The sequence below is a fragment of the Rhodococcus sp. 06-1460-1B genome (assembly GCF_002258475.1).
GTDB classification, from domain to species: Bacteria; Actinomycetota; Actinomycetes; order Mycobacteriales; family Mycobacteriaceae; genus Rhodococcoides; species Rhodococcoides fascians.
In genome coordinates, this window is record NZ_NOYS01000020.1 from 131,538 (window position 1) to 156,870 (window position 25,333).

24 protein-coding genes are annotated in these 25,333 nt (G+C 63.5%); 9 read left to right on the forward strand and 15 right to left on the reverse strand.

The genetic code is table 11. The features are described 5' to 3' along the window. The first annotated feature begins 199 nt into the window (after nt 1-199). The 3 genes from gluQRS (at nt 200) to CH268_RS11220 (ending at nt 2,849) form a co-directional block, all read left to right on the forward strand. On the forward strand, nt 200-1,060 hold the full coding sequence (gluQRS, locus tag CH268_RS11210) for a tRNA glutamyl-Q(34) synthetase GluQRS (RefSeq protein WP_094664033.1): 861 nt from the start codon (nt 200-202) through the stop codon (nt 1,058-1,060). A gap of 105 nt (nt 1,061-1,165) precedes the next feature. Further along, the gene (locus tag CH268_RS11215) at nt 1,166-2,026 is read left to right on the forward strand and encodes a hypothetical protein (RefSeq protein ID WP_094664035.1); all 861 of its coding nucleotides are present in this window, start codon (nt 1,166-1,168) and stop codon (nt 2,024-2,026) included. A 79-nt stretch (nt 2,027-2,105) separates the two neighbouring features. Next, nucleotides 2,106-2,849, forward strand: a complete 744-nt coding sequence (locus CH268_RS11220; RefSeq protein ID WP_094664037.1) for a queuosine precursor transporter — start codon at nt 2,106-2,108, stop codon at nt 2,847-2,849. Here the strand turns inward: CH268_RS11220 and CH268_RS11225 are convergent. The 5 genes from CH268_RS11225 to CH268_RS11245 form a co-directional block, all read right to left on the reverse strand. After that, nucleotides 2,846-3,682, reverse strand: coding sequence for a PaaX family transcriptional regulator (locus CH268_RS11225; protein WP_094664039.1), 837 nt, complete (start codon nt 3,680-3,682; stop codon nt 2,846-2,848). The two genes, CH268_RS11220 and CH268_RS11225, sit on opposite strands and share 4 nt — an antisense overlap. Beyond that, complete coding sequence (locus tag CH268_RS11230) at nt 3,663-4,871, reverse strand: kynureninase (protein WP_094664041.1); 1,209 nt, start codon at nt 4,869-4,871, stop codon at nt 3,663-3,665. Before CH268_RS11230 ends, CH268_RS11225 begins: the two co-directional genes overlap by 20 nt. Further along, the gene (locus CH268_RS11235) at nt 4,871-5,725 is read right to left on the reverse strand and encodes a tryptophan 2,3-dioxygenase (protein ID WP_094664043.1); all 855 of its coding nucleotides are present in this window, start codon (nt 5,723-5,725) and stop codon (nt 4,871-4,873) included. The genes CH268_RS11230 and CH268_RS11235 overlap by 1 nt, the downstream gene beginning before the upstream one ends. 74 nt (nt 5,726-5,799) lie before the next feature. Continuing rightward, nucleotides 5,800-7,107 (reverse strand): MFS transporter, encoded by a 1,308-nt coding sequence (locus CH268_RS11240; protein ID WP_094664045.1) that lies wholly within the window; start codon nt 7,105-7,107, stop codon nt 5,800-5,802. Nucleotides 7,108-7,127: 20 nt separating this feature from the next. Next, nucleotides 7,128-8,546, reverse strand: a complete 1,419-nt coding sequence (locus CH268_RS11245; RefSeq protein ID WP_094664047.1) for a M20 family metallopeptidase — start codon at nt 8,544-8,546, stop codon at nt 7,128-7,130. 172 nt (nt 8,547-8,718) lie between these two features. Here CH268_RS11245 and CH268_RS11250 point away from each other — a divergent pair, with 172 nt between their 5' ends. Beyond that, entirely contained in the window at nt 8,719-9,618 is a 900-nt protein-coding gene (locus CH268_RS11250; RefSeq protein ID WP_217900909.1) for a LysR family transcriptional regulator, read from the forward strand. A gap of 63 nt (nt 9,619-9,681) precedes the next feature. Here the strand turns inward: CH268_RS11250 and CH268_RS11255 are convergent, their stop codons facing one another. Then, entirely contained in the window at nt 9,682-10,125 is a 444-nt protein-coding gene (locus CH268_RS11255) for a PIN domain-containing protein (RefSeq protein ID WP_094664049.1), read from the reverse strand. Further along, nucleotides 10,122-10,985, reverse strand: coding sequence for a hypothetical protein (locus CH268_RS11260; RefSeq protein WP_094664053.1), 864 nt, complete (start codon nt 10,983-10,985; stop codon nt 10,122-10,124). Before CH268_RS11260 ends, CH268_RS11255 begins: the two co-directional genes overlap by 4 nt. A gap of 174 nt (nt 10,986-11,159) precedes the next feature. Here CH268_RS11260 and CH268_RS11265 point away from each other — a divergent pair, with 174 nt between their 5' ends. Then, complete coding sequence (locus CH268_RS11265; protein WP_094664095.1) at nt 11,160-11,816, forward strand: pyridoxamine 5'-phosphate oxidase family protein; 657 nt, start codon at nt 11,160-11,162, stop codon at nt 11,814-11,816. On the opposite strand, the gene tgt is transcribed toward CH268_RS11265, so the two are convergent. The 7 genes from tgt to CH268_RS11300 all read right to left on the reverse strand — a co-directional run bounded on the left by tgt (nt 11,770) and on the right by CH268_RS11300 (nt 20,825). Continuing rightward, a complete protein-coding gene (tgt, locus tag CH268_RS11270; RefSeq protein WP_048316904.1) occupies nt 11,770-13,008 on the reverse strand; it encodes a tRNA guanosine(34) transglycosylase Tgt in 1,239 nt (412 codons plus the stop codon). The two genes, CH268_RS11265 and tgt, sit on opposite strands and share 47 nt — an antisense overlap. 83 nt (nt 13,009-13,091) lie before the next feature. Beyond that, a complete protein-coding gene (locus CH268_RS11275; protein ID WP_032368744.1) occupies nt 13,092-14,987 on the reverse strand; it encodes an ABC transporter ATP-binding protein in 1,896 nt (631 codons plus the stop codon). Nucleotides 14,988-15,028: 41 nt separating this feature from the next. Next, a complete protein-coding gene (locus CH268_RS11280) occupies nt 15,029-16,762 on the reverse strand; it encodes an ABC transporter ATP-binding protein (RefSeq protein ID WP_027494600.1) in 1,734 nt (577 codons plus the stop codon). A 91-nt stretch (nt 16,763-16,853) separates the two neighbouring features. After that, entirely contained in the window at nt 16,854-19,142 is a 2,289-nt protein-coding gene (locus CH268_RS11285) for an MMPL family transporter (RefSeq protein WP_032385945.1), read from the reverse strand. Between the two features lie 2 nt (nt 19,143-19,144). Next, a complete protein-coding gene (locus tag CH268_RS11290) occupies nt 19,145-19,798 on the reverse strand; it encodes a TetR/AcrR family transcriptional regulator (RefSeq protein ID WP_176457919.1) in 654 nt (217 codons plus the stop codon). 83 nt (nt 19,799-19,881) lie between these two features. After that, complete coding sequence (locus CH268_RS11295; protein ID WP_027494603.1) at nt 19,882-20,340, reverse strand: RrF2 family transcriptional regulator; 459 nt, start codon at nt 20,338-20,340, stop codon at nt 19,882-19,884. 29 nt (nt 20,341-20,369) lie between these two features. Further along, nucleotides 20,370-20,825, reverse strand: a complete 456-nt coding sequence (locus CH268_RS11300; RefSeq protein WP_201247423.1) for a GNAT family N-acetyltransferase — start codon at nt 20,823-20,825, stop codon at nt 20,370-20,372. Between the two features lie 71 nt (nt 20,826-20,896). On the opposite strand from CH268_RS11300, the gene CH268_RS11305 reads away from it, so the two are divergent. Then, nucleotides 20,897-21,802: a sterol desaturase family protein gene (locus tag CH268_RS11305; RefSeq protein ID WP_032367804.1), complete on the forward strand. Its 906-nt coding sequence runs from the start codon at nt 20,897-20,899 to the stop codon at nt 21,800-21,802. Here CH268_RS11305 and CH268_RS11310 read toward each other — a convergent pair. Next, entirely contained in the window at nt 21,783-22,472 is a 690-nt protein-coding gene (locus tag CH268_RS11310; protein WP_032368648.1) for a YceI family protein, read from the reverse strand. The two genes, CH268_RS11305 and CH268_RS11310, sit on opposite strands and share 20 nt — an antisense overlap. Nucleotides 22,473-22,592: 120 nt before the next feature. Here CH268_RS11310 and CH268_RS11315 point away from each other — a divergent pair, with 120 nt between their 5' ends. From CH268_RS11315 to CH268_RS11325, 3 genes are read left to right on the forward strand one after another with little or no spacing between them, the layout of a single operon-like run. After that, the gene (locus CH268_RS11315) at nt 22,593-23,603 is read left to right on the forward strand and encodes a PHP domain-containing protein (protein ID WP_063216188.1); all 1,011 of its coding nucleotides are present in this window, start codon (nt 22,593-22,595) and stop codon (nt 23,601-23,603) included. Then, nucleotides 23,600-24,514 (forward strand): alpha/beta hydrolase family protein, encoded by a 915-nt coding sequence (locus tag CH268_RS11320; RefSeq protein WP_027494607.1) that lies wholly within the window; start codon nt 23,600-23,602, stop codon nt 24,512-24,514. The genes CH268_RS11315 and CH268_RS11320 overlap by 4 nt, the downstream gene beginning before the upstream one ends. 23 nt (nt 24,515-24,537) lie before the next feature. Beyond that, nucleotides 24,538-24,993: a hypothetical protein gene (locus tag CH268_RS11325; RefSeq protein ID WP_094664059.1), complete on the forward strand. Its 456-nt coding sequence runs from the start codon at nt 24,538-24,540 to the stop codon at nt 24,991-24,993. The last annotated feature ends 340 nt before the right edge of the window (nt 24,994-25,333 follow it).

A 25,333-nucleotide genomic window follows, 5' to 3' on the forward strand; every position in this document is an offset into this window, starting at 1 on the left:
TTCCCCGATGTGACGGAGGGAGCCGAAAGTATCGACGCACGCAGGTCACCGACACGTCTGCAGAGTAAAACTGTGCTGAGCTGGCTTTTCTCCTAAAACGGCGCGGAAAATGCAATTTACAACGCCTACATCTGTTCGGTCGTGGGCGAGCTAAGATCACAGCTTCTGTGTCCGACAACCAGAAAACTAGGATCTCCCCATGCCCGCCGGCCGCTTCGCTCCCAGTCCTTCGGGCGACTTGCATCTCGGGAATCTAAGAACCGCACTACTAGCCTGGCTCTTCGCCCGCTCCACTGAACGGCGCTTCGTGATGCGCGTGGAAGACCTCGATCGCGTCAAGGTCGGCTCGGAACAACGCCAACTCGACGACCTCGCCGCCATCGGCATCGACTGGGACGGGCCCATCATGCGGCAATCCGAGCGTCGGGAAATTTACGACGCCACGATTCGCACGCTCACCGCCGCCGGGCTGACGTACGAATGCTTCTGCACGCGTCGGGAAATCCTGCAAGCCGCGTCGGCTCCGCACGCACCAGACGGCGCATACCCGGGGACCTGCAGAAATCTGACCGCTGACGAGAAAGCAGCCAGAGACCGACCACCTGCCATCCGATTACGTTCGCAGGTAACCGAATTCACCGTCGTCGATCAGCTGCACGGGCTCTTCCGAGGCCAGGTGGACGACTTCGTCCTGCGTCGATCCGACGGCGTCCCCGCCTATAACCTGGCGGTCGTCGTCGACGATGGCGCGCAAGGCGTCGACCAGATCGTGCGCGGCGACGACCTCCTCACCTCCGCGCCGCGGCAGGGCTACCTGGCTCAGCTCCTGGGAATGACCCCCGCGACGTACGTCCACGTGCCCCTCGCTCTGAACGTCGAGGGCAAGCGCCTTGCCAAGCGCGACGGTGCCGTCACGTTGCGCGAACGGCCCGATGCGTGGGCGCTCATCACCGGCTCCCTCGGCATGCCGGACGTGAAGAACGCCGAGGAACTGCTCGAGCGGTGGAAGCCGAGGCTGGTGCCGCGCGAACCGTGGGTGTTCGACCCCGCGAATCTCTGATCTACGAACCGATCGAGATCACGTTGCAATGCGACAGAACCCGACTCGAGGACGAATCGGACGTACAGTGACCGCGACAAACTTATCCCGAGGGAGAAGGACACCATGACCTCAGGCGGCTACGACCCCGACAAGGATCCACAGAACCCCGGTGGTTATCCCCCGCCGCAGGGCGGCGGCTACCCACCACCCGGCAACTACCCACCACCCGCGCAGGGCAACTACCCGCCGCCCGGGAACTACCCGCCTCCTCCCGGCGACTATCCCCAGCAAGGTGGCTACCCGCCACCAGGTGGCTACCCACCTCCCCCGCAGGGCAACTACCCGCCTCCTCCGCCGTTCGGTAACTCGCCGATGGCGACGCAGCTGTCCGTGGGAACGGCCATCGGCTACGGCTTCGAGAAGTTCAAGCAGAACGCACTCGTCTGGGTCGGCATCGTCCTGATCGCCGCGGTCATCCAGGTCGTACTGAACTACGTGTTGAGCTCCAACAACATCGTCTTCAGCTTGATCTTCAGCGTCATCATCGGTGTCGTCTCACTCCTTATCCAGGCGGCACTAGTTCGCGGCGCTCTGCATGAGGTGGACGGGGTCAAGCCCGCGTTCGGGTCCTTCTTCCAATTTGGCAATGTTGCCGCCGTCATCATCGCCGGCATCCTCGTCGGCATTGCAACCAGCATCGGCTTCGTCCTGCTGATCATCCCCGGCATCGTCATCACGTTCTTCACGTGGTGGACCTTCCAGTTCGTCATCGACCGCGGCGACGAGCCGATTCCCGCCATCAAGGCCAGCGCGCAGGCAATCGCGTCGAACGGCGGGACCCTCTTCGTCCTCGCGCTCGCCCTGGTCGGCATCAATATCGTCGGCGGCCTCCTCCTCGGCATCGGCCTGCTGGCGAGCATTCCGATCACGATCATCGCCGGTACCTACGCCTACCGCGTCACGGTGCGTGGCAACGTCGCCTGACCTGTAATCCGCCTCGATGGGCGCGAATCCCCCACCCTGGGATTCGCGCCCATCGTCGTCTCGGTGCTTGGATTGTCAGGTGACTACAACCCAACACACCGCCCCTGACGGCGGCGCCGAGTCTGGGCAGGCCACGTTCGCTCACATCAGCCGGGGCTACTACCCCACCATCGTCGCGTTGTTCGTCGCGACGCTGCTGATCTCGAATGTGGCCGCCAGCAAAGGTGTCGCCTTCTTCGCCTCGTCCGACGTCATGCTCGGGCCGTTCCAAATCCTGCCGATCAATACCGACGGCGCATTCTTTCTGTTCCCCCTCGCCTACATCCTCGGCGACGTGCTCAGCGAGGTCTACGGCTTCAAAGCCGCGCGCCGCGCGATATACCTCGGCTTCGGATCGCTGCTGCTCACCTCGGTGTGCTTCTGGATCGCCATCGAACTTCCCGCCGCCCCGTTCTACGAGAACCAAGAGGCACTCGAAACCGTCGTCGGCGTCGTCCCCCGACTGGTTCTCGCCGGCCTCGCCGGCTTTGCCGTCGGGCAGCTGCTCAACTCCTACGTCTTGGTCAAGATCAAGGAACGCACCAAGGAAAAGCACCTGTGGGCGCGCCTGATCGGCTCGACCGTCGTCGGCGAATTCTTCGACACCCTGATCTTCTGCTCCATCGCCGCCGGCGTCATCGGCATCAGCACCTGGACCGACTTCATCAACTACGTCATCGTCGGATTCCTGTGGAAGACACTCGTTGAGGTCCTCGTCCTGCCCATCACTTACCGCGTCATCTCGTACATCAAGAAGCGCGAGCCGTCGTACCAGGATCGCTAGAACGCGACCCATTCCATACTCAGATCGAAGTAGCGCTCCCGGGCCGTCTCGAACGTGGCGACGGCCCGGGTGCCCAGCCAGTCCTCCGGTGTCATACACGGCGGAAGACCCGGGTCGACGTAGGGAATGACGCGCCATTCGTCGAGCAAAGGCACGAATGTGACAAACGCATCGCGCGGGTTCCGCGCCGGCGACCCGCCGTCGAAAGCGTCGAGAAATACCCGATGCCGATCAGCGATGCCGGCCAGATCCCACCACTGCTCGGCACTTTCGCGCAGCGTGCCGGGAGGCGCGACCTCGGACGCGACGAACGTCGTGACGTACTGCGACAACTCCAACGCGTCGACGATGGCAGCGGCCTCAGCCGCGAGATATTCGGGCGCGATCCACAATCCTGGTGAGACGGTCCCACAACCTATCGACGTGAGCCGACGCCTCAGCTGGTGCCGAGCCGCGCGTTGCGTCTCGGGAATGGTGAACGAGATCAACCGGAATGGATCGCCGTCGGCCATCCGCCGGAAGCCGAAGATCCGGTCGTCTCCCCGAGCGAACATGGCGTCGGCCTGCTCGGTGATCCGATAGCCGCTGCGGCCCTCACGGTTAGCGGATTCGACGACGCCCTTCTTCTTCAATCTCGTCACCGCAATGCGCGTGCTTTCCGGTGGCACTCCCAGCGCGTCCATCCAGACGACGAAATCGGCGATGGCAAACCACCCGCCGAGAGGCCGAACGTAGGCTCCGAGCACCGTGCGCACCAATGACGTCGCACTACCCGGACGAGACTCGAAGTCGTCGAGGATGGCCCCGGCGATGCTAGGCGCGGAGTTCGTCACGAATCGCCACGATACCCAGGTACACCTCGCGGTACGAGGTGCTCAGCGGGCTCAACCCCAGCCGAATACCCTGTGGTGCGCGGTAATCCGGGATGACACCCTGCTCCCACAGCCGAGCAGTGATGGCCTTGAATTCCGGATGGTCGATGGTGACGTGACCGCCCCGTCGATTCGAGTCCTCGGGTGAGGCGATCTCCACCCCGAGCGGTACCAGCATCTCGCGGACGAGTTCGAGGGCGTATTCGGTGAGCGCAACGGACTTCGCACGGATCGCGTCCATGCCCACCTCGGCGATCATCTCGATGGTGTCCTGCATCGCGATCATCCCGAACACCGACGGCGTGCCACTGATGACGCGTCGAATACCCTGTGCCGGAACGTAACCCTGCGCCATCTCGAACGGATCGGCCCGGCCCATCCAGCCCCAGATCGGCTGGACGAAATTCTCGAGAAGATCGCTGCGCACATACGCGAAGGCCGGTGATCCCGGACCTCCGTTGAGGTACTTGTAGGTGCATCCGACGGCCAGATCCACTCCCCACGAATCGAATTCGAGCGGCACCGAACCGACGGAATGGCACACGTCCAACAGCATCAGTGCGCCGGCTTCGTGCGTGGTACGCGTCGCCTCGGCCACGTCGACGAGGAAGCCGGAACGGTAGGCGACGTGGGTGATCACCACCAGTGCGGTGTTCTCCCCCACCACCTCAACGAGTTGTTCCGGTTCGATGCCTCCGCGGCGGTCCGTCTCGATCCATCGCAGAGTCATATTCATCTCGGCCGCAATACCTTCGAGCAGGTATCGGTCGGTCGGGAAGTTGTCACGGTCGATGACGATCTCGGTGCGGCCGGGCCGCATGGCGATCGCCGCCCGTGCCAGCTTGTACAGCAGTACCGTCGTCGAATCGCCGATGGTGGTTTGGCCGGGCGCTGCCCCGAGGGTGGCGTCGGCCAGAGCGTCGCCGATGGTGACGGGGAGGTCGAACCACTGCTCGTCCCAGCCGCGGATGAGGCGTCCGCCCCAGGCCTGCGTCATGAAGGTGTTGATCCGTTCGACGCTGGCTTTGGTGGGCCGGCCCAGCGAGTTGCCGTCGAGATATGCGGTGATCGACGGGTCGTCACTACCGAGGAACTTGTCGCGATAGCTCCGGAGGGGATCATTGTCGTCGAGTTCGACTGCGCGTTCCATCATCGACCGATCTCCGTTCTCACAGCGAGCAATTCGGGGAAGAACGTGAGTTCGAGCGCTTTCTGCAAGAACCCGACGCCGCTCGACCCTCCCGTCCCGCTCTTCATTCCGATGGTGCGCAGCACTGTGCGCATGTGGCGGAATCGCCAGAGCTGAAAGTTCTCCTCCAAGTCGACGAGCTCCTCGAATGCCTCGTACACCGCCCAATGCTCGGTGTGGTTCTCGTAGACGAACTTGATCAGCGGCATCAGGTCCTCGTTGAACGTGTATGCCGTCGTGACATCGCGGTCGAGGGCCGATGCCGGGACGTCGTATCCCCGCCGTGCCAACGACCGCCAGAAGGCGTCGTACAGGCTGGGCTCGTGCAACAGGGTCGAAAGCAGCTCATGCGCAGCAGGATCGGACTCGAAGACCGTCAGCATTCCCGCATTCTTGTTGCCCAGCACGAACTCCACGGCCCGGTACTGATACGACTGGAAGCCCGAGGAGTTCCCGAGGAAGTCGCGGAACTGCGAGTACTCCGTCGGCGTCAGAGTGGCCAGTACCGACCACTGCTCGGTCAGCGTCTTCTGGATGTGCTTGACCCGGGCGACGCATTTCAGCGCTGTGCCGATGTCGTCGGCATCGAATGCGGCTCGCGCAGCGAGGGTCTCGTGCAGCACCAGCTTGAGCCACAGCTCGGTGGTCTGGTGCTGGATGATGAACAGCAGTTCGTCGTGATGCTCGGGGGTGCTCACCGGTTTCTGAGCGCTGAGCAGCGTATCGAGGTCGAGGTAGGACCCGTAGCTCATGCGGTCACTGAAATCGGTGACGACGCTCTTCTCGATCTTCCGGGTGTTCGCTTCGACGCTCATGGATCGTCCTCGAGGTGGTGGGCTGATGAGATCAGCGTATTACATCAGTGTGCCGACCGCTAGACATCTGTAAGCTATCGAATGCCGCGAATCCGTACGGCACCGATCAGCGCGCCGATGCTGACCAGGGACACCGCCAGGATGTAGTAGCCCGGGGACACCGCCTGACCGGTAGCGGCCACCAGAGCGGCCGCGATGGTCGGAGTGAATCCACCGAAGATCGCCGTGGTGACGTTGTATCCGAACGACAGGCCGGTGGCCCGCGAATGGACCGGGAACGCGTCGGACATCACCGACGGCAGCGCACCGAAGTACAGCGCCTTCAGCAATCCGAGCACGGTCATGACGAGCGCGAGGGTGAGGAACGACGGCACCGCAATGAGCCACATGAAGAGCGGGACGACGCTGACGCCGATCGCGATCGCCGACGGCAACATGATCTTGATGCGTCCCACCTTGTCGGACAGCTGACCGACGAACGGTGTCACCACCGTCAGGATGACGCCGGTGATCATCAGTGCGACGAACGACAGCGAATTGTTCAGTCCCAGTTGCTTGATACCGAAGGTCGGCAGGTACTGCAGAATGAAATTCAGCGCAGTGGACACCACCAGCACACCGCCGGCAATGAGAATTCCGCCCCACTGATTCCGAAACAGATCGCGTACAGGCGATTTCGGGGTGTCCGACGCGGCGACGACGGCCGGTGATTCGTCGACGTGACGGCGGATGAACCACCCCACCGGGCCCACCATGAGCCCGAAGACGAACGGCACTCGCCAACCCCAGTCGACCATGCTGGCCTCGGACAACACCGCGGTCAATCCGGCGGCGAACGAGGCCGCCATCAGTGTGGCCAGTCCCTGGCTGGCGAACTGGAAGCTGCCGAAGAATCCGCGGCGCTTGCCGTTCTGTTCGACGAGAAAGGATGTGGCCGCGCCGAATTCACCGCCCGCAGCGAAGCCCTGAATCAGGCGCGCAACGATGATACCGATCGGAGCGAGGATGCCGATGTCGTCGTAGTTGGGCATGAAGGCGATCAACGCGGTTCCGAGCACCATCAGGCGAATGCTCATCACCAGAGCCTTCTTTCGCCCCTTCCGGTCTGCGTAGGAGCCGAGGATCAGGCCGCCGAGGGGACGAATCAGATACGAGACTCCGAAGACCGCGAACGTCTGCACCAATTGCACGCCGGGGTCGGCCGACGGAAAGAAGTTCTGCCCGATGTAGATGGCGAACAGCGCATAGATGGCGATGTCGAACCACTCGAGAGCGTTGCCGATGGTGGCGGCAGCGATGGCGCGGACCGGATTCTTGACGGACACAACGGCTTCACCCGCGCCGTCACGATCGGGAGTTCGATGAACGTGTGCAGTGGACATGTCGGATTCTCCGGTGGTGTTCAGGAGCGCGAGGCGCTGGCGGATTCGAGCGGTGCGTCATGACCACCGGCGGCAGTGCCGATGTCGTAAAACAGGCCGGCGGCCATCGCGAGACCTTCACGAGCGATGGAAGCCAGCATGTGTTCGTCGGGTGCATGTTGACGGCATCCCGGGTAGGAGTGCGGCATCCAGACCGTCGGAATTCCCAGGGTGTCGGTGAACACGTGATTGGGCAGGGACCCACCGATGTTGGGCAGCACGGTGACCGGGGACCCGACGGTGCGCTCGACCGACTGGGCGACCGTGCGAACCCAGGGGTCGTTCGGGTCCGTGCGGCTCGCAGGAAACGAGATGCCGAGTTCGACGGCGACCATCGAGTACCCGTGCGCGTCGAGGTGTCGTCGTAGCCGCGCGCCGAGATCGTCGAGGTCGGTCCCGACGACGTACCGCAGCTGCAACCGCGCTCGCGCCTGGCCGGGAATCGCATTGACCGGTTCGACGATGTTGCCGGCGTTCATAGCGATCACTTCGAGAGTGTTCCACCCGAAAACCCGCTCTGCAGGCGACAATTCGGTGGCCGACCAGCCGGAGGCGACCACCGGATCGCCCGGGGTGCGTCCGACCTCGATAGCTCTGAGCGCATCGACGACGGACTCGGGAATGCGCTCGGGCACCAAGCTGTCGAGCTGGATACGGCCGTGGCCGTCGACGAGCGTCCCGATAGCACCGGCCAGGGTGGTCGCGGGGTTGCGGAGCAGTCCACCCCAGTTGCCCGAGTGGTAGCCGCGCTCACGTAGGTCGACGACGAGGTCGAAGTCCACGCCCCCACGGGCACCGAGAAACAGTGTGGGCGTCTGGGCGTCGAGGCGTGGTCCGTCCGAGGCGATCAGCACGTCGGCAGCGAGTTCGCCTCGGTGATCCGACACGAATTGTTCGAGTCCGGGTGAGCCGATCTCTTCACCGGTCTCGAACAGCAGCGTCAGATTGAATCCCAACGATCCGCGGGCTTCGAGAACCGTCCGCAGCGCCGCGAGGTTCACCAGATGCTGACCCTTGTTGTCGGCTGTTCCGCGCCCGTAGAGCCGTCCGTCCCGCTCGACGAGAGTCCAGGGCGACAAACCGTCCGACCAGTCCTCGGCCATGCCCAGAACCACGTCGGCGTGGCCGTAACAGAGCACGGTCGGCAGTTCGGGGGCCTCGTGACGGGTGGCGATCAGGAAGGGACCACCCTCCTCGACCGGGTTGGGATAGGTCTCGACCGCACATCCGAGTGCCTCGAGCCTCGGCACGAGCAGATCCTGAAGATATGCCGACAACGCAACTCGGCCGGCCGTCGACTGACTCTCCGAGGGGACCGACACGAGCTCGGAGAGTTCACGATGGAACGCACCCGAATCGTAGAAGTCCTGGGCCTGCGCGATCACATGCTCGCGTTTCATCGAATCTCCCTCGCCGTCGGCCTGGTGTTCGCCTGACAGTAGCGAGCCGGATACCGTCTACACCATTGCCGATTGACGCTCCCTGCGTTGCCTCAGATGCAACGCTCGGACCGACAGAGGCTTGATGACAATCGCGTGTCACCGCCGTGACCGTGTTGTGAAAGAAGGGGTGATGTCGTTGCATTTGATGCCCTCAGCGCTGACGTACTTCTGCGAAGTAGCGCGAACCGGGTCCGTCACCGAGGCGGCCGCAACGCAACATCTGGCCGCGTCGGCGGTCAGCAGACAGATCGCCAAGCTCGAACGTGACATCGGAGTGCCACTCTTCGCACGACATGCCCGGGGAATGACGCTCACCGAAGCGGGCCATCGCCTCCTCGCCCACGCGCGCAGACACGAAGTGGAATCGTCGTCCCTCATCGCCGAAATACGCAGCGTCGATGCCACCGAACACGGCAGCGTCACCGTGGCCTGCACCGAAGGCTTCTCGCAGTCCGTCGTCCCGCGGGCCATGGCGTCGGTCCATCGGACTCACCCGTCGGTCACGTTCACCCTCGACGTGGTGGGGCCGGAGGAGGCCAGCCGACGGGTGGTCGATGCCCGCGCGGACGTCGCGGTCACCTTCTCGCTGGGTCGACGAACCGACGTGACGGTCGAACATTCCGTCACCGTGCCCATCTGCGCCGTCGTCGCGCTCGGTCACCCGCTCAGCGACCGAGCCAGCGTCGATCTGGCCGATATCTGCTCCTATCCCCTCGCGCTGTCGACCACCGGATCGAGTCAACGCGAATTGTTCGACGCCGGAATCCGTCTGGAGGGACTCTCACCCCACGTCGGTCTGCAATGCGAGCGGCTGGCTCCGATACTGGAGTTCGCTCGCTCGAGCGACGGCGTCGCACTCGTCAGCGACCTGGGTGGTGACCGCAAATCGGGCCTGACGTACATCCCCCTCGTGCATCCGGTTTTCGCTCAGCGCCGGGCCGAAATTCACACGATGCGCGGTAGGCCGCCGTCGGCCCGAATCGTGGCCCTGATCGACGCGTTGACCGACATTCTCGAGGCCGCGGGATAGTGGAGGATCTTGCCTTTCAGGCGGGAGGCAACGAGCAGGCAGGACTTTCGTGGGAGCCGAGCCTCATGGACTGAGAACGGACAAGTTCAGAGCCCCCGAATAGATCCCGTCGAGGCTGAGCAACGGCGCACCCTTCGATATTGCACACGCAGCAATCCAGCGATCGCCGGTGTGAACTTTGGCGTGAAGCGCGTGGCCCGTCCGCTTGCACTCAGCCGTCAGAGCTGCATACGCGTTGACGACCTCGCGGTCGATGGAGACGGTAGGGGCTGAATCGAGTTTTGCCTCGACGCCGGCGATCTTGCGTTCACCCCAGTTCGCCGACAAAGCACCAGCGAGCACCTCCGCCCGCGTCTGAAACGCGATGACGATCTGGAGCCCTGCCAGTCGCGCGCGCAGTTTATCGACAGGAAGACCACGATTCGCAGCTCTGGTCGGGTCGATGAACAAGATGCTGAACACATCGGTATCGATCAGTACGGTTCCCGAACCCGACGGAAGTGTCATAGGCCGATTGCGCCGAAGAACGCATCAGCTTCGTCGTCGCTCACGCCGTCGATTCCGCCGGGTTCCAGGCCGGCAGCACCAACGAGTATCTCTCCTAGAGATGCCGGTTCGGGCAACCCCGGAGCGATCGGATCAGGAAGTGCAACAATCGTCGCGTTCAGCAGCCTTCTTACTCGTCCATCCGCACCGGATTCCGGGGAACCGGTCACCATTACGTATCTGCCGAGCAGCGGACCGACTTCTTCATCCTCAGCCACGCCAGGAAGCGCGATTTGATTGCCGACATCGTCCTGCACCTGCAGACGATGCGTGTGGAGATTCGCGGAGTACAGGCGACCGACGAAAACAGTGGGCGCGGAGGATACTTCCGTAGGGAGTTCCCACGTGGCAGAACGCAATTCAGCGGTAGTGAACGCTTGGCGCAGTTGCCCATCGGCCTTGAACTCGACTTCTGGGGCGGCGTGTCGAAGCGCCGCAGCCAACGCGCCCGCCGCATTCGACAGGGAGTCACTCACCCAATCCGGTCGCTCATCCAAGCCGATCGACATGACCAATCTCTCGAACTTGTCGTCGAAAGCTCTCTCATCCGCCAGATCGAACTCCAATGCGGTCGAACCAGCGCCTGCTCGACGAACAAGCAGTCTTGTGCTGCCGGGAGCCAGCCCGACGACCAAATTCGCCACGCGATGAACTCGTGCGGGCGCGCGCCCCAGTCGGTCGGCATCGGTCTCGATCCGACCGATGTTCATTGCGACCGCTTTCAGACTTTGAACAAGTGCGATCAGCTGGTCGGCGTCCATCTCGCCCTCGGGTGCGTCGATGTTCTTCAAACGAAACTCGAACTGAGTGGTCGTCGTCATCACCTCCTGCCACGTAAGTCTTGTATGGACACTGGTCCATTGTGCGTGATTGCCCTACATCAGGCGTATCGGATTATTGCGGCGGCCTCTGACACGTCGATTCCCACGAGGGGCACACAGGCCGGATTGTCGTATCGTCGGTGCGTGCCGCCGAACAACCACTATCACCACTTGATGTTCGGCCCTGCCGCGATTGCGCGGCAGCAGGTCGACGGCAGTTACACCGCCTACGGCTCGCAGACCGAGCGACCCGACGACGGCCCGATGCCACTCGACGATCGCGAGAAGGCGATGATCCGAGCGCTGGATCAGTTCCAGATCGCCACTGTCGCCGAGACCGGCTGGCCCTACATTCAGTACCGCAGTGGACCGAAGGGGTTCCTGCAGGTCCTCGACGATCACACACTGGGTTTCGCCGATTTCGCCGGCAACCATCAGTACGTGACGGCAGCCAATCTGGACCATGACGACCGCGTCGCGATCTTCCTCGTGAATTACCCTCTGCGGCAACGACTCAAGCTCTACGGACGGGCACGTACGACCGAGGCCGCGGACGATCCCGAACTACTGGAGCGACTCAAGAATATCGGTGACCTGACCGTCGCCGCCACCTGCGAACGCAGCGTCGTCATCCACGTCGAGGCATTCGACTGGAACTGCACGCGCAGCATCATCCCGCGCTACGACGCGGCGTACCTCGCGGACCTGTCCGAGGTGTACCAGCGCAAAGCTGCCGAGCGGGAAACCGAACTACTGCTGCGCATTTCGGAGCTGGAAGATCAGCTCAGGCAGTCTTCGACGCATAGAACCGGCCCAGATACTCCGTCTTGAACTCGGTGAATCGCTGCTGCTCGATCGAAGCACGGATGTCGTCGACCAGCTTGACCGTGAAACGCTCGTTGTGAATCGTGCACAGCGTCGAGGCCAGCATCTCCTTGGCTTTGAACAGGTGATGGATGTAGGCCTTGGTGTAGTGCGCGCAGGTGTAGCAGTCGCAGTTCTCGTCGATCGGGGTGAAATCGCGCCGATGCTTCGCGGTGTTGATGTTGAAGCGGCCCGTGGGCACGTAGATCGCCGCATTGCGCGCCACCCGTGAGGGATTGACGCAGTCGAAGGTGTCGGCACCGTTCTCGATCGCGACGAAGAAGTCGTCCGGCTCGCTGATCCCGAGCATGTGGCGCGGCTTGTGTTCGGGCAGTTCCTCGTTCACCCACCGAGTGATGGTGCCGAGGTTCTGCTTCTCGAGTGCGCCGCCGATTCCGTAGCCGTCGAACCCACGGCCCGTGTCCCCCTTGATGGTCTCGAGGTCGTGCGCGGCCTTGCGTCGCAGGTCCTCGTATTGCGCTCCCTGCACCACTCCGAACAGCGCCTGGTACGGCTTGTCGGCACGCTCGATCGTGAGACGTTCGTGTTCGAGGACGCATCGCTTCGCCCATGCCTGGGTGCGGTCGACCGACTTCTCCTGATACCCGCGGGTATTCATCAAGGTAGTCAGCTCGTCGAACGCGAACATGATGTCGGCGCCGAGCCGATGCTGAATCTGCATCGACACCTCGGGAGTGAATCGATGCTTCGAGCCGTCGAGATGGGACTTGAATGTGACTCCGTCGTCGTCGACGTGGGCCAATCGTTCCTTGCCCTCGGCGATGACGTCGTCGGACTCCACCCGTGAGGCGTCCATCGAGATGACCTTCTTGAACCCGACACCGAGGGACATCACCTGGAAGCCGCCGCTGTCGGTGAACGTGGGCCCGTCCCAGTTCATGAATTTGCCCAACCCGCCGGCCTCGTCGACGATGTCCGAACCCGGCTGCAGGTACAGGTGATACGCGTTGGCGAGTACCGCCTGAGCGCCGAGTTCCTTCATCGCCTCCGGCAGCACTGCTTTGACGGTCGCCTTCGTCCCCACCGCAATGAACGCCGGGGTGGCGATGTCGCCGTGCGGGGTGTGGATGGTGCCGGTGCGGCCGAGCTCACCGTCGAGCCGGGTGCCGATATCGAAGCCGAAATTGGAAGAACTCACCGCGTCAGTATGCGGCTTCGCCGCAGTGGTGTGGTTATGTGCCCTGGGCGGCACTTATCCACACCACTGCGCCGGAGGCGCACTCAACTGCTGTAGAGCCGGTAATACGCGCCCTTGGCCTCGAGCAATTCCTCGTGATTGCCCTGCTCGACGATGCTGCCGTTTTCCATCACGACGATGGTGTCGGCGTCACGGATGGTCGAGAGACGATGCGCGATAACGAAACTGGTGCGGTCGTTGCGCAGCGCTGCCGTCGCCTTCTGCACCAGCAGTTCGGTGCGCGTGTCCACCGAGCTGGTGGCCTCGTCGAGGATCAGGATCAGCGGCTTGGCCAGGAAGGCACGGGCGATGGTGATGAGCTGCTTCTCACCGGCGCTGACGTTGTTGCCCTCCTCGTCGATGATCGTGTCGTATCCGTCGGGCAGCGAATGCACGAACTTGTCGACGTAGCTCACCCGAGCTGCCTCGAGGATCTCTTCCTCGCTGGCGGTCGGGTCACCGTAGGCGATGTTGTCGCGGATGGTGCCGCCGAACAACCAGGTGTCCTGCAACACCATGCCGGTTCGTGAACGCAGCTCGTCGCGCGTCATCTTGCGGGTGTCGACGCCATCGAGTGTGATTCGGCCGGAATCGATCTCGTAGAACCGCATGATCAGGTTGACCAGTGTGGTCTTGCCGGCACCGGTGGGTCCGACGATCGCCACGAGATGTCCCGGATCCGCTGTGAGCGACAGGTTCTGAATGAGCGGCTGCTCCGGCGAGTAACTGAACGAGACGTCGTCGAACACGACGCGGCCGCGGCGCTCCGTGGGGCTGGACGCAGGCACGACGTCGGGGTCTTCCTCGTCGGCATCGAGCACCTCGAAGATGCGTTCGGCGGACGCGACTCCGGACTGAATCAGGTTGATCATCGCGCCGACCTGCGACAGCGGCTGAGTGAACTGCCGCGAATACTGAATGAATGCCTGCACTTCGCCCAGGCTCAATGTTCCCGACGCCACGCGAAGGCCGCCCACAACGGCGACGACGACGTAGTTGATGTTTCCGAGGAACATGATGATCGGCATGATCAGACCGGAGATGAATTGCGCTCGGAAGCCTGCTTGGAAGAGCTTCTCGTTGCGGTCACCGAACTCGCGTTCCACCTCCGCCTGGCGACCGAACGCCTTGACGATCTCGTGGCCGGTGTAGGTCTCTTCGATCTGCGCGTTGAGCTTGCCGGTGTGCTTCCACTGCGCCACGAAGTGCGGCTGCGACCTCTTGGCGATCAGCGCGGTCACCAGGAACGAGGCCGGGATCGTCAGCAGCGCAACCAGAGCGAGCAACGGCGAGATCCAGATCATCACGCCGAGGATGCCGAGCACGGTCAGGATGCCGGTGATGAGCTGGCTCAGTGTCTGCTGCAGGCTGGTCGAGACGTTGTCGATGTCGTTGGTGACGCGGCTGAGCGTCTCGCCTCGGGCATTGTTGTCGAAGTACTGCAGCGGCAGGCGATGCACCTTGGCCTCGACGCTGCCGCGCAGCAACAGAATTCGACGCTGCAGCGCGATGTTGAGGATGTAGCCCTGAGCCCATGCCAGCAGTGCAGACACTACGTACAGTGCGAGAACCCAGAGCAACACCGTTCCGACGGCACCGAAATCGATTCCCGCACCGGGCGTCACGTCCATGCCCGAGACGAGATCGGCGACGGTGTCGTTACCGGCGGCCCGAAGGCCGTCGACCGCTTGTTCTTTCGTCTGCCCCGGTTCGAGATCTCCGCCGACGACTCCGTTGAAGATGAGGTTGGTCGCATGCCCGAGGACGGTCGGCGCAGCGACGCTGAGGACGACGCTGACAATTCCCAGCACGAGCATGAGGCTCAGCAGGAATCGTTCCGGAGCGAGCAAACCGATGACGCGTTTGAACGAGCCCTTGAAGTTCTTGGCTTTCGTGGCCGGCAGTGCCTTCGCGACGCGGCCGCCCTTCTTCTTCTCCAAAGAGGGCTTGGCTGCGGAATCCTTGGTGGTGTCGGTGTCGGTCACAGTGCACCTGCAACTTGCCGCTGCGAGTCGACGATCTCGGCGTAGGTGGGGCAGGTGGCCATCAGTTGCTCGTGGTTACCCACGCCCACCGGCTTTCCGTCGTCGAGCACGAGTATCTGGTCGGCGTCGACGATGGTCGACACCCGTTGAGCCACAACGATCATGCATGCATCTCGCGTCACCGGCCGCAGCGCCGCACGCAGTTTCGCGTCGGTGGTGAGGTCGAGAGCGGAGAAGGAATCGTCGAACAAGTAGATCTTGGGTTTGCGTACCAGCGCCCGGGCAATGGCCAGTCGTTGACGCTGCCCGCCCGACACGGTGGTGCCGCCCTGCGCGACGGCAGTCTCGAGGCCGTCGGGCATCGCGCGCACGAAGTCGGCTCCCTGGGCGATCTCGAGCGCCTCCCACAGTTCCGCGTCGGTGGCGTCGGCCTTGCCGTACCGCAGATTGCTGGCGATGGTGCCGGAGAACAGGTACGGCTTCTGCGGCACGAATCCGATCTCGGATCGCAGCAGGTCCAGATCGAGTTCGCGAATGTCGACACCGCCGACCCGCACCTGGCCGCCGGTGACGTCCATCAGCCGTGGAATCAGATTGACGAGAGTCGATTTACCCGATCCGGTGCCGCCGATGATGGCGGTGACCTTGCCTGCCTCGGCAGTCAGATTCACCCCGCACAGCACCGGGTATTCGGCTCCGGGATAGGAGAATTCGGCCCCGACGAGCTCGACCGTGCCCGGTGAGGACACGAACGTCCGGGGATTCTCGGGCAACACCACCGAGGATTCGGTGGCCAGAACCTCGCTGATGCGATCGGCGCAGACCGATGCGCGCGGCACCATCATCGCGATGAACGACGCCATCATCACCGACATCAGGATGAGCATGATGTAGCTCAGAAGCGCAGTGAGCGAACCGATCTGCATCGTGCCGTTGTCGATGGCATGACCACCGAACCAGATGACGGCGACGCTGGTGACGTTGCTGATGAGCATGACGGTCGGGAACATCAAGGCCATCAGCCGGCCGACCTTGAGTGCCGTCTCGGTCAACGAGGTGTTGGCTGCGCCGAAACGGTCGACCTCGAATTGTTCGCGAACGAACGCCCGCACGACGCGAATACCGGTGATCTGTTCGCGTAGTACGCGATTGACCGCGTCGATGCGCTTCTGCATGGAGCGGAAGGCCGGCACCATACGAACGATGATCAGGCCCATCGCGAGCGCGAGGCCGGGCACGGCGATGAGCAGGATCCACGACAGGCCGATGTCCTCGCGTAGCGACATCACGATTCCGCCGATGCACATGATGGGAGCCATCACCACGATGGTGAATCCCATGATGATCACCAACTGCACCTGCTGCACGTCGTTGGTGTTGCGGGTGATCAGTGACGGAGCACCGAATTTTCCGACCTCGCGGGCGGAGAACGTCCCGACGCGTTCGAGGATTGCTCCGCGAAGGTCGCGTCCGACACTCATGGCCGTGCGTGCACCGAGGAACACCGCTGCGGCAGAGCTGATGATCTGTACTGCCGAGATCAACAGCATGACGCCGCCGGCGGACAGGATGTAGCCGGTGTCGCCGACGGTCACACCGTTGTCGATGATGTCCGCGTTGAGGCTCGGGAGGAACAACGCGGCGAGGGTGGCGATCAGCTGCAGCAGCACCAAGCAGAGAATCGGCAGCTTGTACGGGGCGAGAAACCTACGCAGAAGGGGGATCAGCATGATGACCGAAGATTACTCGTACACATGGATAACAGTCTCTCCGTTTCGAGTATTACGAGCAATCTTCGGCCTCTCAGCTGCGACGCGAGTACTACGCGCGCTTCTCCGGGGCCGTCTTCAGCTTGGCCCCTTCGATGTCGACGTTGGGCAGGATCTTGTCCAGCCACTTCGGCAACCACCAGGCTTTGTCGCCCAGTAGCGCCATCACCGACGGAATCAGCACCATACGGACGACGAACGCGTCGAAGAAGACGGCGGCGGCCAATGCGAAGCCGATGGACTTGATGAACGAGTCCGGCTCGGCGATGAACGCGGCGAACACCGAGATCATGATGACCGCTGCCGAGGTGACCACGCGTGCGCCGTACTTGAAGCCGTTGACGACGGCGTCCTTGGCGGCCGCGCCGTGCACGAACTCCTCACGCATGCGCGAGACGAGGAACACCTGGTAGTCCATCGCGAGGCCGAACACCACACCGATGAGGAAGATCGGCATGAAGCTGACGATCGGCTGCGGGTTGGAAATGATGCCGAGCCCGCCCTCTTGGAAGATGAACACCGTCGCACCGAAGGTGGCGAGCACGCTGAGCAGGAACCCGACCGTTGCCGTCAGCGGCACCAGAATCGAGCGGAACACCAGCATCAGCAGCACGAACGCCAGTCCGACGACCACGGCCAGGTACGGAATCAGCGCGCTCTGCAGCCGCTCCGAGATGTCGATCCCGATCGCGGTTTCGCCCGTCACTCCGTAGGAGACGCCCGAGCTTTCCTGCAATCCGCTCTCGGCATCGCGCAGGTTGGTCACGAGCGCCTTCGTCTGGTCACTGTTGGGTGTGCTCGACGGGGTGACGAGTATCTGCGCGGTGTCACCCGCCGGGTTGACGGCGACGATCTGTGCGTTCGTGACGTCCGATTGCGCGGTGATCGTCTCGATGACCTTGCCGAAGGACGCGGTGCGGTCGGCCTCGGCGACGTCGGACGCGTCGGCGATGACGAGCAGCGGTCCGTTACGTCCCGGCCCGAATGCCTCTTCGGTGATGTCGTAGGCCTGACGGGCAGGCGTGGACGGGTCCGAGGTGGCGATCGACGGGAGAGCCAGCGACAGCCCGGTGGTCGGGCCCGCGATGACGCCGAGCAGCACGATGCCTCCGACGAGGCCGAGGATCGGCTTCTTGACCAGGAACCGTGCCCACCGAAGACCGTTGGTGGGGGTTGCGTTCGGGTCCTCCGGGTCGGTGGTGTTGACGAACTTGAGCTTGCCCGCGAAGGCCTTGCCCTTGTAGACGCCCAGCATGGCGGGCAGGAACGTCAGGGCGATGAGTACCGCGACGAACACTGCGAAGCCTGCTGCCAGACCCATCTGCGACAGGAACGGGATGCCGACGACGCGCAGGGCGACGAGGGCGATGAGCACGGTCGCGCCGGCGAACACGACGGCCGATCCGGCGGTACCGACCGCTCGACCGACTGCTTCTTCGCGGTTGTCGGTGAGCGTGAGCTCGTGCCGGTACCGCGCGAGGATGAAGAGCGAGTAGTCGATCGCGACGGCAAGACCGATCATGATCGCGAGAATCGGCGTGAACGAGGACAGGCTCGCGAACCCGGAGGCCGTGGTGATGGCCAGACTCGAAATTCCGATGCCCACGATCGCGGTGATCAGCGGCAGGCTGGCAGCTGCGGCCGAGCCGAACATGATGAGAAGCACGATGGCGGCGACGGCAAGACCGACGATCTCCGAACTTCCACCGGGCGACGGGTTCTCCTGGGCGACGGTGCCACCGAGGATGACGGTCAGTCCTGCGTCACGCGCGGGTTGCGCCGCGGCATCGAGATCGCTGCGAATCGCGTCGGTGACGTCGGCCAGCTCGACGTTGATCGGAACCGTGACGGTGCCGACGTTGCCGTTGGGGCTCAACGGCGACGTGGCTGCCGCGTCGGCTGCCACCTTGTCGGCCGGCGTGCCGGCCTCGGCGGCGGCGTCGGTGTACTGCTGCACGATGGCCTTGTTCGCCTCGACCGGATCAGCAAGCGGCGGAGCGCCTTCCGCTGGCTTGGCCGCATCGACCTTCTCGATCTCGGCGATCGTGGCGTCGATGGCCGAGGTGTACTGCGGGGTATCGAGCGACTGACCGTCGGGTGCCTGGAACACGTACTCGGCGTTGACGGCCTGAAGGGGATCCTCGGCTCCGCCGAATCGTTCCTTCTGCAGATCCAATGCAGCCTGAGCAGGCGTTCCGGGGATGCTGAACGAGTTGACGGTAGGCGCGGACAGCGTGGCTGCGCCCACTCCGGCAAGGATCAGAATGACGAGCCAGAGGCCGAGGACGACCCCCTTGCGGCGGTAGGCGAATCTGCCGATTCGGTACAGATAGGTGGCCACTGTCAGGCTCCTCGGTTGTTATCGGATACGTGCTGGCGAGATTCAGGCTCGGGGATTCCGGCGCGGAGTTGTTGGAATGCGTTCTCCACGAGTGCTTTCGGAGTGTTCTCTCCGCCGGGGTCGTTGATCCACAGGTTCAGTGCGGCGGTCACGGCACCGCCGACTGCCATTTGCAGCAGGTTGGGGTAGAGGTCGGAATCGATATCGGTTCCGGTGCGTTCGGCGATTGCCTCGCCGAGTTTGCGGGTGAGCGAGTGGTGCATTTCGAGCTTGCGTGCCATCAGCGCCGGGTTGGCCTCGATGAGTCGTGCTGCGGCGAATGTGTCGTCGAGGTCGCGGCCGGGGTCGGCGACGAGGTTGACGGCGATGTGCTGCAACGAATCCCAGATGGGCTCGGCCTCGGGTCTGGCGCGAAGCAGCTCGAACCATTCCAGAGCCGAGGCCTCGATGTTGTGGAGTACCGCTTCTTCCTTGTTGGAGAAGTAGTTGTGGAATGTTCGGGTCGACACTCCGGCTTCGTGTGCGATGGCGTCGGCCGTCACGGCATCGAGTCCGTGCTCTTTTCCCAGACGGACTGCGGCAATGCCGAGGGCGTCGCGGGTGGCTGCCTTCTTCTGATCGCGAAGGCCGGTCGGGGTGGTCACCCTGTCCAACATACGGAAGTTGCACAGCTCGGCAAGTTTGCAGAGCTGTGCAATATTGACGACCGCGCCACATCTGCGGCCGACTGTGACTCAGGTCATCGACGGGACCATGCGGTCGGCTCGCTGATCAGCTCTCCGACGAAATCCGGGAGGTCGTCGTCGACGATGTCCGCCAGCGATACGGATTCGAGAACCGCACGCAGATTGACCCGGACGGCCAGCCACACCCGCGTCAACGGCTCGGCGGGACCGGCGTACTGCGCATCCTCGGGCCGTTGCCCGCGCACCGATGCGAGCGGCCCCTCGACGGCACGCATCACGTCCGCGACGGAAATGTTCGACGCCTCCCGCGCGAGCCAGTATCCGCCGTCGGGTCCCCTTCTACTTCGCACCAACTCGGCGCGACGCAGGTCGGAGAGCACCGACTCGAGAAATTTGTGCGGTATCCCTTGAGCGGCGGCAAGCGCCTCGGCCTTGGCGGGTGCTCGGCCGCCGACCGCGGCGAGCTCGACGAGAGTCCGCACCGCGTAGTCCGCTTTCGCCGTGATGTGCACGATTCAATTCCTATCATTTCGATAGGAAATTAGCGACCGGGTACGTACCGATGTTCGACGGCTCTGCGCCCGTCGGGCAACACCCAGTCCGCGGGCGCGGTACCGGTCCTGATCCAACCTGACTTCTCGTAGAACGCAATCGCCGCAGCCGAGCCCTGCTCCACGTGCAGTTCGATAGCAACGGACCGTTCTGCCGCATACGCCACTGCGGCGTCCAACAAGGCCGCGGCTGCGCCCGTGCCCCGGCACTCGGGACGAACGAACAATCGCGAGACCATCAGCCCGTCGTCGACCAGGTCGAGTGCCAGGTGGCCGACGATCCGGTCATTCGACTCCGCTACCCATGCGGCGACCTGCGTTGCCGAGTGCAACCAGGCGGCCGGATCCTCGGGCCACAGTGCGGGATACCCGTCTGCCTCGTGCACCGTCGCCAGCGCGGTCACACAGAACGCCATATCCCCGGAACGGCGGCTACGAATTTTCACGCGTCGAGACTACGATCACCATACTGTCGTTACACTTCGAACAGCAGTGTCACGCACGGAAGGCCGTACACATGAGGGACCAACTCGCATCGGCGTGGAACTCGCTACCCGAACCGCTGCGGGATCCGGTTGCCCTGGCCGTCCCCGCGTTCGCTCTGCTGCTGGCGATCGAGTGGATCGCGGCGAAGAAACTCGAAGACGGAACCCCCGGCGCGTATTCGGCCCGGGACGCACGGGCGAGCCTGAGCATGGGCTTGGTCTCGATCGCAACCACCACGGCATGGAAAGCGTTGGCCCTGATCGGCTACACGGCCATCTACGTCTACATCGCGCCGTGGCATCTACCCGCCGATGCCTGGTACACGTGGGTCATCCTGATCCTGGGCGTCGATCTGCTGTTCTACGGCTACCACCGCATCGCGCACCGAACCCGACTGATCTGGGCCACCCATCAGGCTCACCACTCGAGCGAGTACTTCAACTTCGCCGCGGCGCTGCGGCAGAAGTGGAACAACAGCGGCGAGATCATCATGTGGCTGCCCTTGCCGCTGCTGGGGATGCCGCCGTGGATGGTGTTCGTGGGCTTCTCGATCAATCTCGTCTACCAGTTCTGGGTACACACCGAACGGATCGACAAGTTGCCGCGGCCGTTCGAGTTCGTCTTCAACACGCCTTCTCACCACCGCGTCCATCACGGTCGCGATCCGCAGTACCTCGACAAGAACTACGGCGGCATCCTCATCGTCTGGGACCGGCTGTTCGGCAGCTACGCAGACGAAGTGCAGCGGCCGAACTACGGGCTGACCAAGCCCGTCGACACGTTCAACATCTGGACGCTCCAAACACACGAATACCGCAACATCGCACGGGATGTCGCGGCATCGAGGTCGTGGAAGGAACGCGTCGGATACGTCGTCGGACCGCCGGGATGGACACCGGCGGCCCCACGAGAACGGGCTACTGCCGACTCAGATTGATCAGGAAGTCGACGGTTCCCGAACCCTCGACGGTCACGAAACCGAGCGACGGCGGCTCGATGCCGTAGTCCGACCACGTCGTCGGAATTGCACCCGATGCGATCAGCGTGTCACCGGACTGCAGCACCTCCATCTCGACCGACACCGGACGCGTCTGATCCTTGAGCGTCAATGTGCCTTCCGCCGTGACGGTTTGGGTGGTGCCGTCCTTGGGCAACGACGAGAGGTCGACGGGCTGGTCGATGGTGAACGTCGCCGTCGGATATGTCGCGGTGTCGAAGATGTTGCCGCGGAACTGACCGTCTCGACGGTCACTGTCGGTGGTGATCGAATTGGTCTGCACCACAACCTCACCGGCGGTCAACGAATTATCCGCCACGGTCACCGAGCCGCTGACCTCGGGCGTCGACCCGACGACGGTCACATCCGATCCGTTGAGCACCTCGTCGACGGTGTAGCCGGCCGCGGTCTTGTTCGACGCATCGCCTGCCGTCACCGTCCAGGTGCCGTTCAGATCGTCGGTGGTGGCGGCCTGCGCACCGGAGGTGTCGACGGTCGCTGCCGGAGCGTCGTCCTCCTGGAAGGACGCGTAGATCTTGGGGCCGAAATACAGCCCGAGGGCCACGAGCACTACGACAACGACGCCAACTGTCCACCATTTCTTGGTCATGACCGACGATGATAGTTGCAGCTTCAAGCCCATGGGGAGCGAGCGACCTGGCAACTCCCTGAGAATTTTGTCCGATTACCCCGTGCGCAGGTGTCGGTGGTGCCAGGCACAATGGAACCCATGGATCCGGTGGAGGCACTTCGTGAGATCGGCTTCTGGCTCGAGCGTTCGCGCTCGGACACCCATCGCGTCAAGGCCTACCGCCGAGCCGCGGATGTCGTCGAATCACTCTCTCCTGCACAGCGATCCGAGCACGAGAAGGCGGACAGCTGGTCGTCGTTGGCCGGAATCGGTGCCAAGACCTCGCTGATCATCCGGCAGGCGCTGACCCAGGACGTTCCTGACTACCTGGCCGAGCAACGCGACGCCGCAGAACCCATCGGCAACAACGCACTACGGGCCGCACTCAAAGGCGACCTGCACACCCATTCCAATTGGTCCGACGGCGGCAGCCCCATCGACGAGATGATGCGCACCGCCAAGAACCTCGGGCACGAGTACTGCGCGCTGACCGATCATTCACCGCGGCTCAAGGTCGCCAACGGACTCAGTGCGGAGCGTCTGCGAAAACAACTCGACATCATCGCCGAGCTCAACGAGCAACTCGCGCCGTTCCGTATCCTCACCGGAATCGAAGTGGACATCCTCGACGACGGTTCGCTGGATCAGGACGAGGGATTGCTCGCCGAGCTGGACGTGGTGGTGGCCAGCGTGCACTCGAACCTGCGTGCCGATTCTGTGGCGATGACGAAACGCATGGTCACCGCTATCGCTAATCCGCACGTCGACGTTCTCGGTCATTGCACCGGCCGACTGGTCGAGGGCGGCCGGGGAAAGCGGCCCGAGTCGACGTTCGACGCCCCGGTGGTGTTCGAGGGATGCCGACAGTTCGGCACCGCAGTGGAGATCAACGCCAGGCCCGAACGCCAGGACCCGCCCGAGCGCCTGATCGACATCGCCCTCGAACGCGACTGCCTCTTCTCCATCGATACCGACGCACACGCACCGGGCCAGCTCGACTGGCAGGGCTACGGCTGTGTCCGCGCCGAAGCCCAAGGCGTTCCCGCCGATCGCGTCATCAACACCTGGTCGCTGCCCGAGCTGCTCGATTGGACGGCTCAGGGCACGTGAATCGTCGCCACTTCCTGTCCGGCCTGCTCGCGGTCACGCTGGTCGGCTGCAATTCCACGGACACCGAATCCTCACCGAGCACAGCAGAGACGTATTCGGCTGCACTGCAACCCGTTTCGGGACCGACCGGAGATCCCATCCGGTTGAAGTACGGGTACCAACCCGACAACATCGGAGACCTGTATCTGCCTGCCAACACTGCGACGTCACTGCCGGTGGTGGTGATGATCCACGGCGGTGGATGGCAGGAGAACCTCGATCTGTCGTACTTCCAGCAGATGTCCAAGGCCATCGCAGACCAGGGCATCGCCGTGTGGAACGTCGAGTATCGGCGCGGACCGAACAATTGGGCCAACACCCTGACCGACGTCGACGACGCCACCGAGGCACTGGCAACCGTCGTCCAGAACGCCGCCGACGGTCGACTCGACCTCGATCGAGTGCATGTCGCCGGACATTCGGCCGGAGGACAGCTGGCCGCGTGGGTCGCTGCGCGTCATCTGATGCCGATCGACGCACCGGGTGCGGACCCCAGAATCCGGCCGCGCAGTGCCACCATCATGGCCGGGGTGTTCGACATGAAACGGGCGGCGAACATCGGCAACGACAAGTTCGTGCCCGCATTCCTCGGCGGCATGCCCAACGACGTTCCCGGTCGGTACAAGATCGCCTCCCCTATCGAATACCTCCCGCTCGACGTCCCGTTGACCGCGCTGCACGGTGATGCGGACCAGACCGTGTCGGTGAACCAGAGCCGCGTGTACGTCGACGCCGCGACCCGCGCAGGTAGCACGGACCCCGAGCTGGTCGTACTGCCCGGAGCCGGACACGGAGCGTTTTTGGACCCCAAGCACATCGCCTGGTCCACCGCACTGAGCACCATCACCGGGCGCGCGCAGACACTGCTCTGAGCCGCAGGTGGTACACAGTGGCGATGAAACGAAAGATCGCGACCGGGTTGCTCGGGCTGATCGTGGCCACCTCTGTAGCCGGATGCGGCGACGACGCGTCGACCGAGAACGCGTCGACCACTTCCTCCGCTGCCAGCACGACGACATCTGCCGCGGCTTCCACAACAGTCCCCGCCAGCACCACACTCGACGCACCGGCACCCGCTCCTGCCGACACTCCGATCCCCGAGGCTCCGCCTGCCGCTGAACCCGATGCCCCAACCTCGGGCGTCACCGGCGAAGCGCTGTACCAGCAGACCTGCACCCAGTTTCTGCCGTCCATCGATGCACTCGAACAAACCGGGATCTCCGATCGCGCGAAGTCGGTCGAGGGTCTGCGCACCGAAATGACCACCGCGCCGAGTTGGTCCACGGTGCCCGAGGCCGATCAAGGCGAAATTCTGCGGGGACTCGACGCCGCGGGCGCGGGGCAATGCTGAGCGTTTGAGTCGGTCGCCGCCCCTCTACCGCCGCAAACGCGCGCGCGTTTGCTAGGTGCGCGCGAAGTAGACCCCGAATCGGTGGCGAATGTGAACGCATCTGACGAATGCGCGCGCGTTTGCCGCGTAACACCCGCCCGGTGATCCCGCCCGGGCCCTGGGGGGTTCGATGCCCGGGCCCTGGTGATCCCGCAAACGCGCGCGCGTTTGCCAGGTGCGCGCGAAGTAGACCCCGAATCGGTGGCAAATTCGCTCGCGTCTGACAAATGCGCGCGCGTTTGCCGCGTAACACCCGCCCGGTGATCCCGCCCGGGCCCTGGGCGTTCGATGCCCCGGCCCT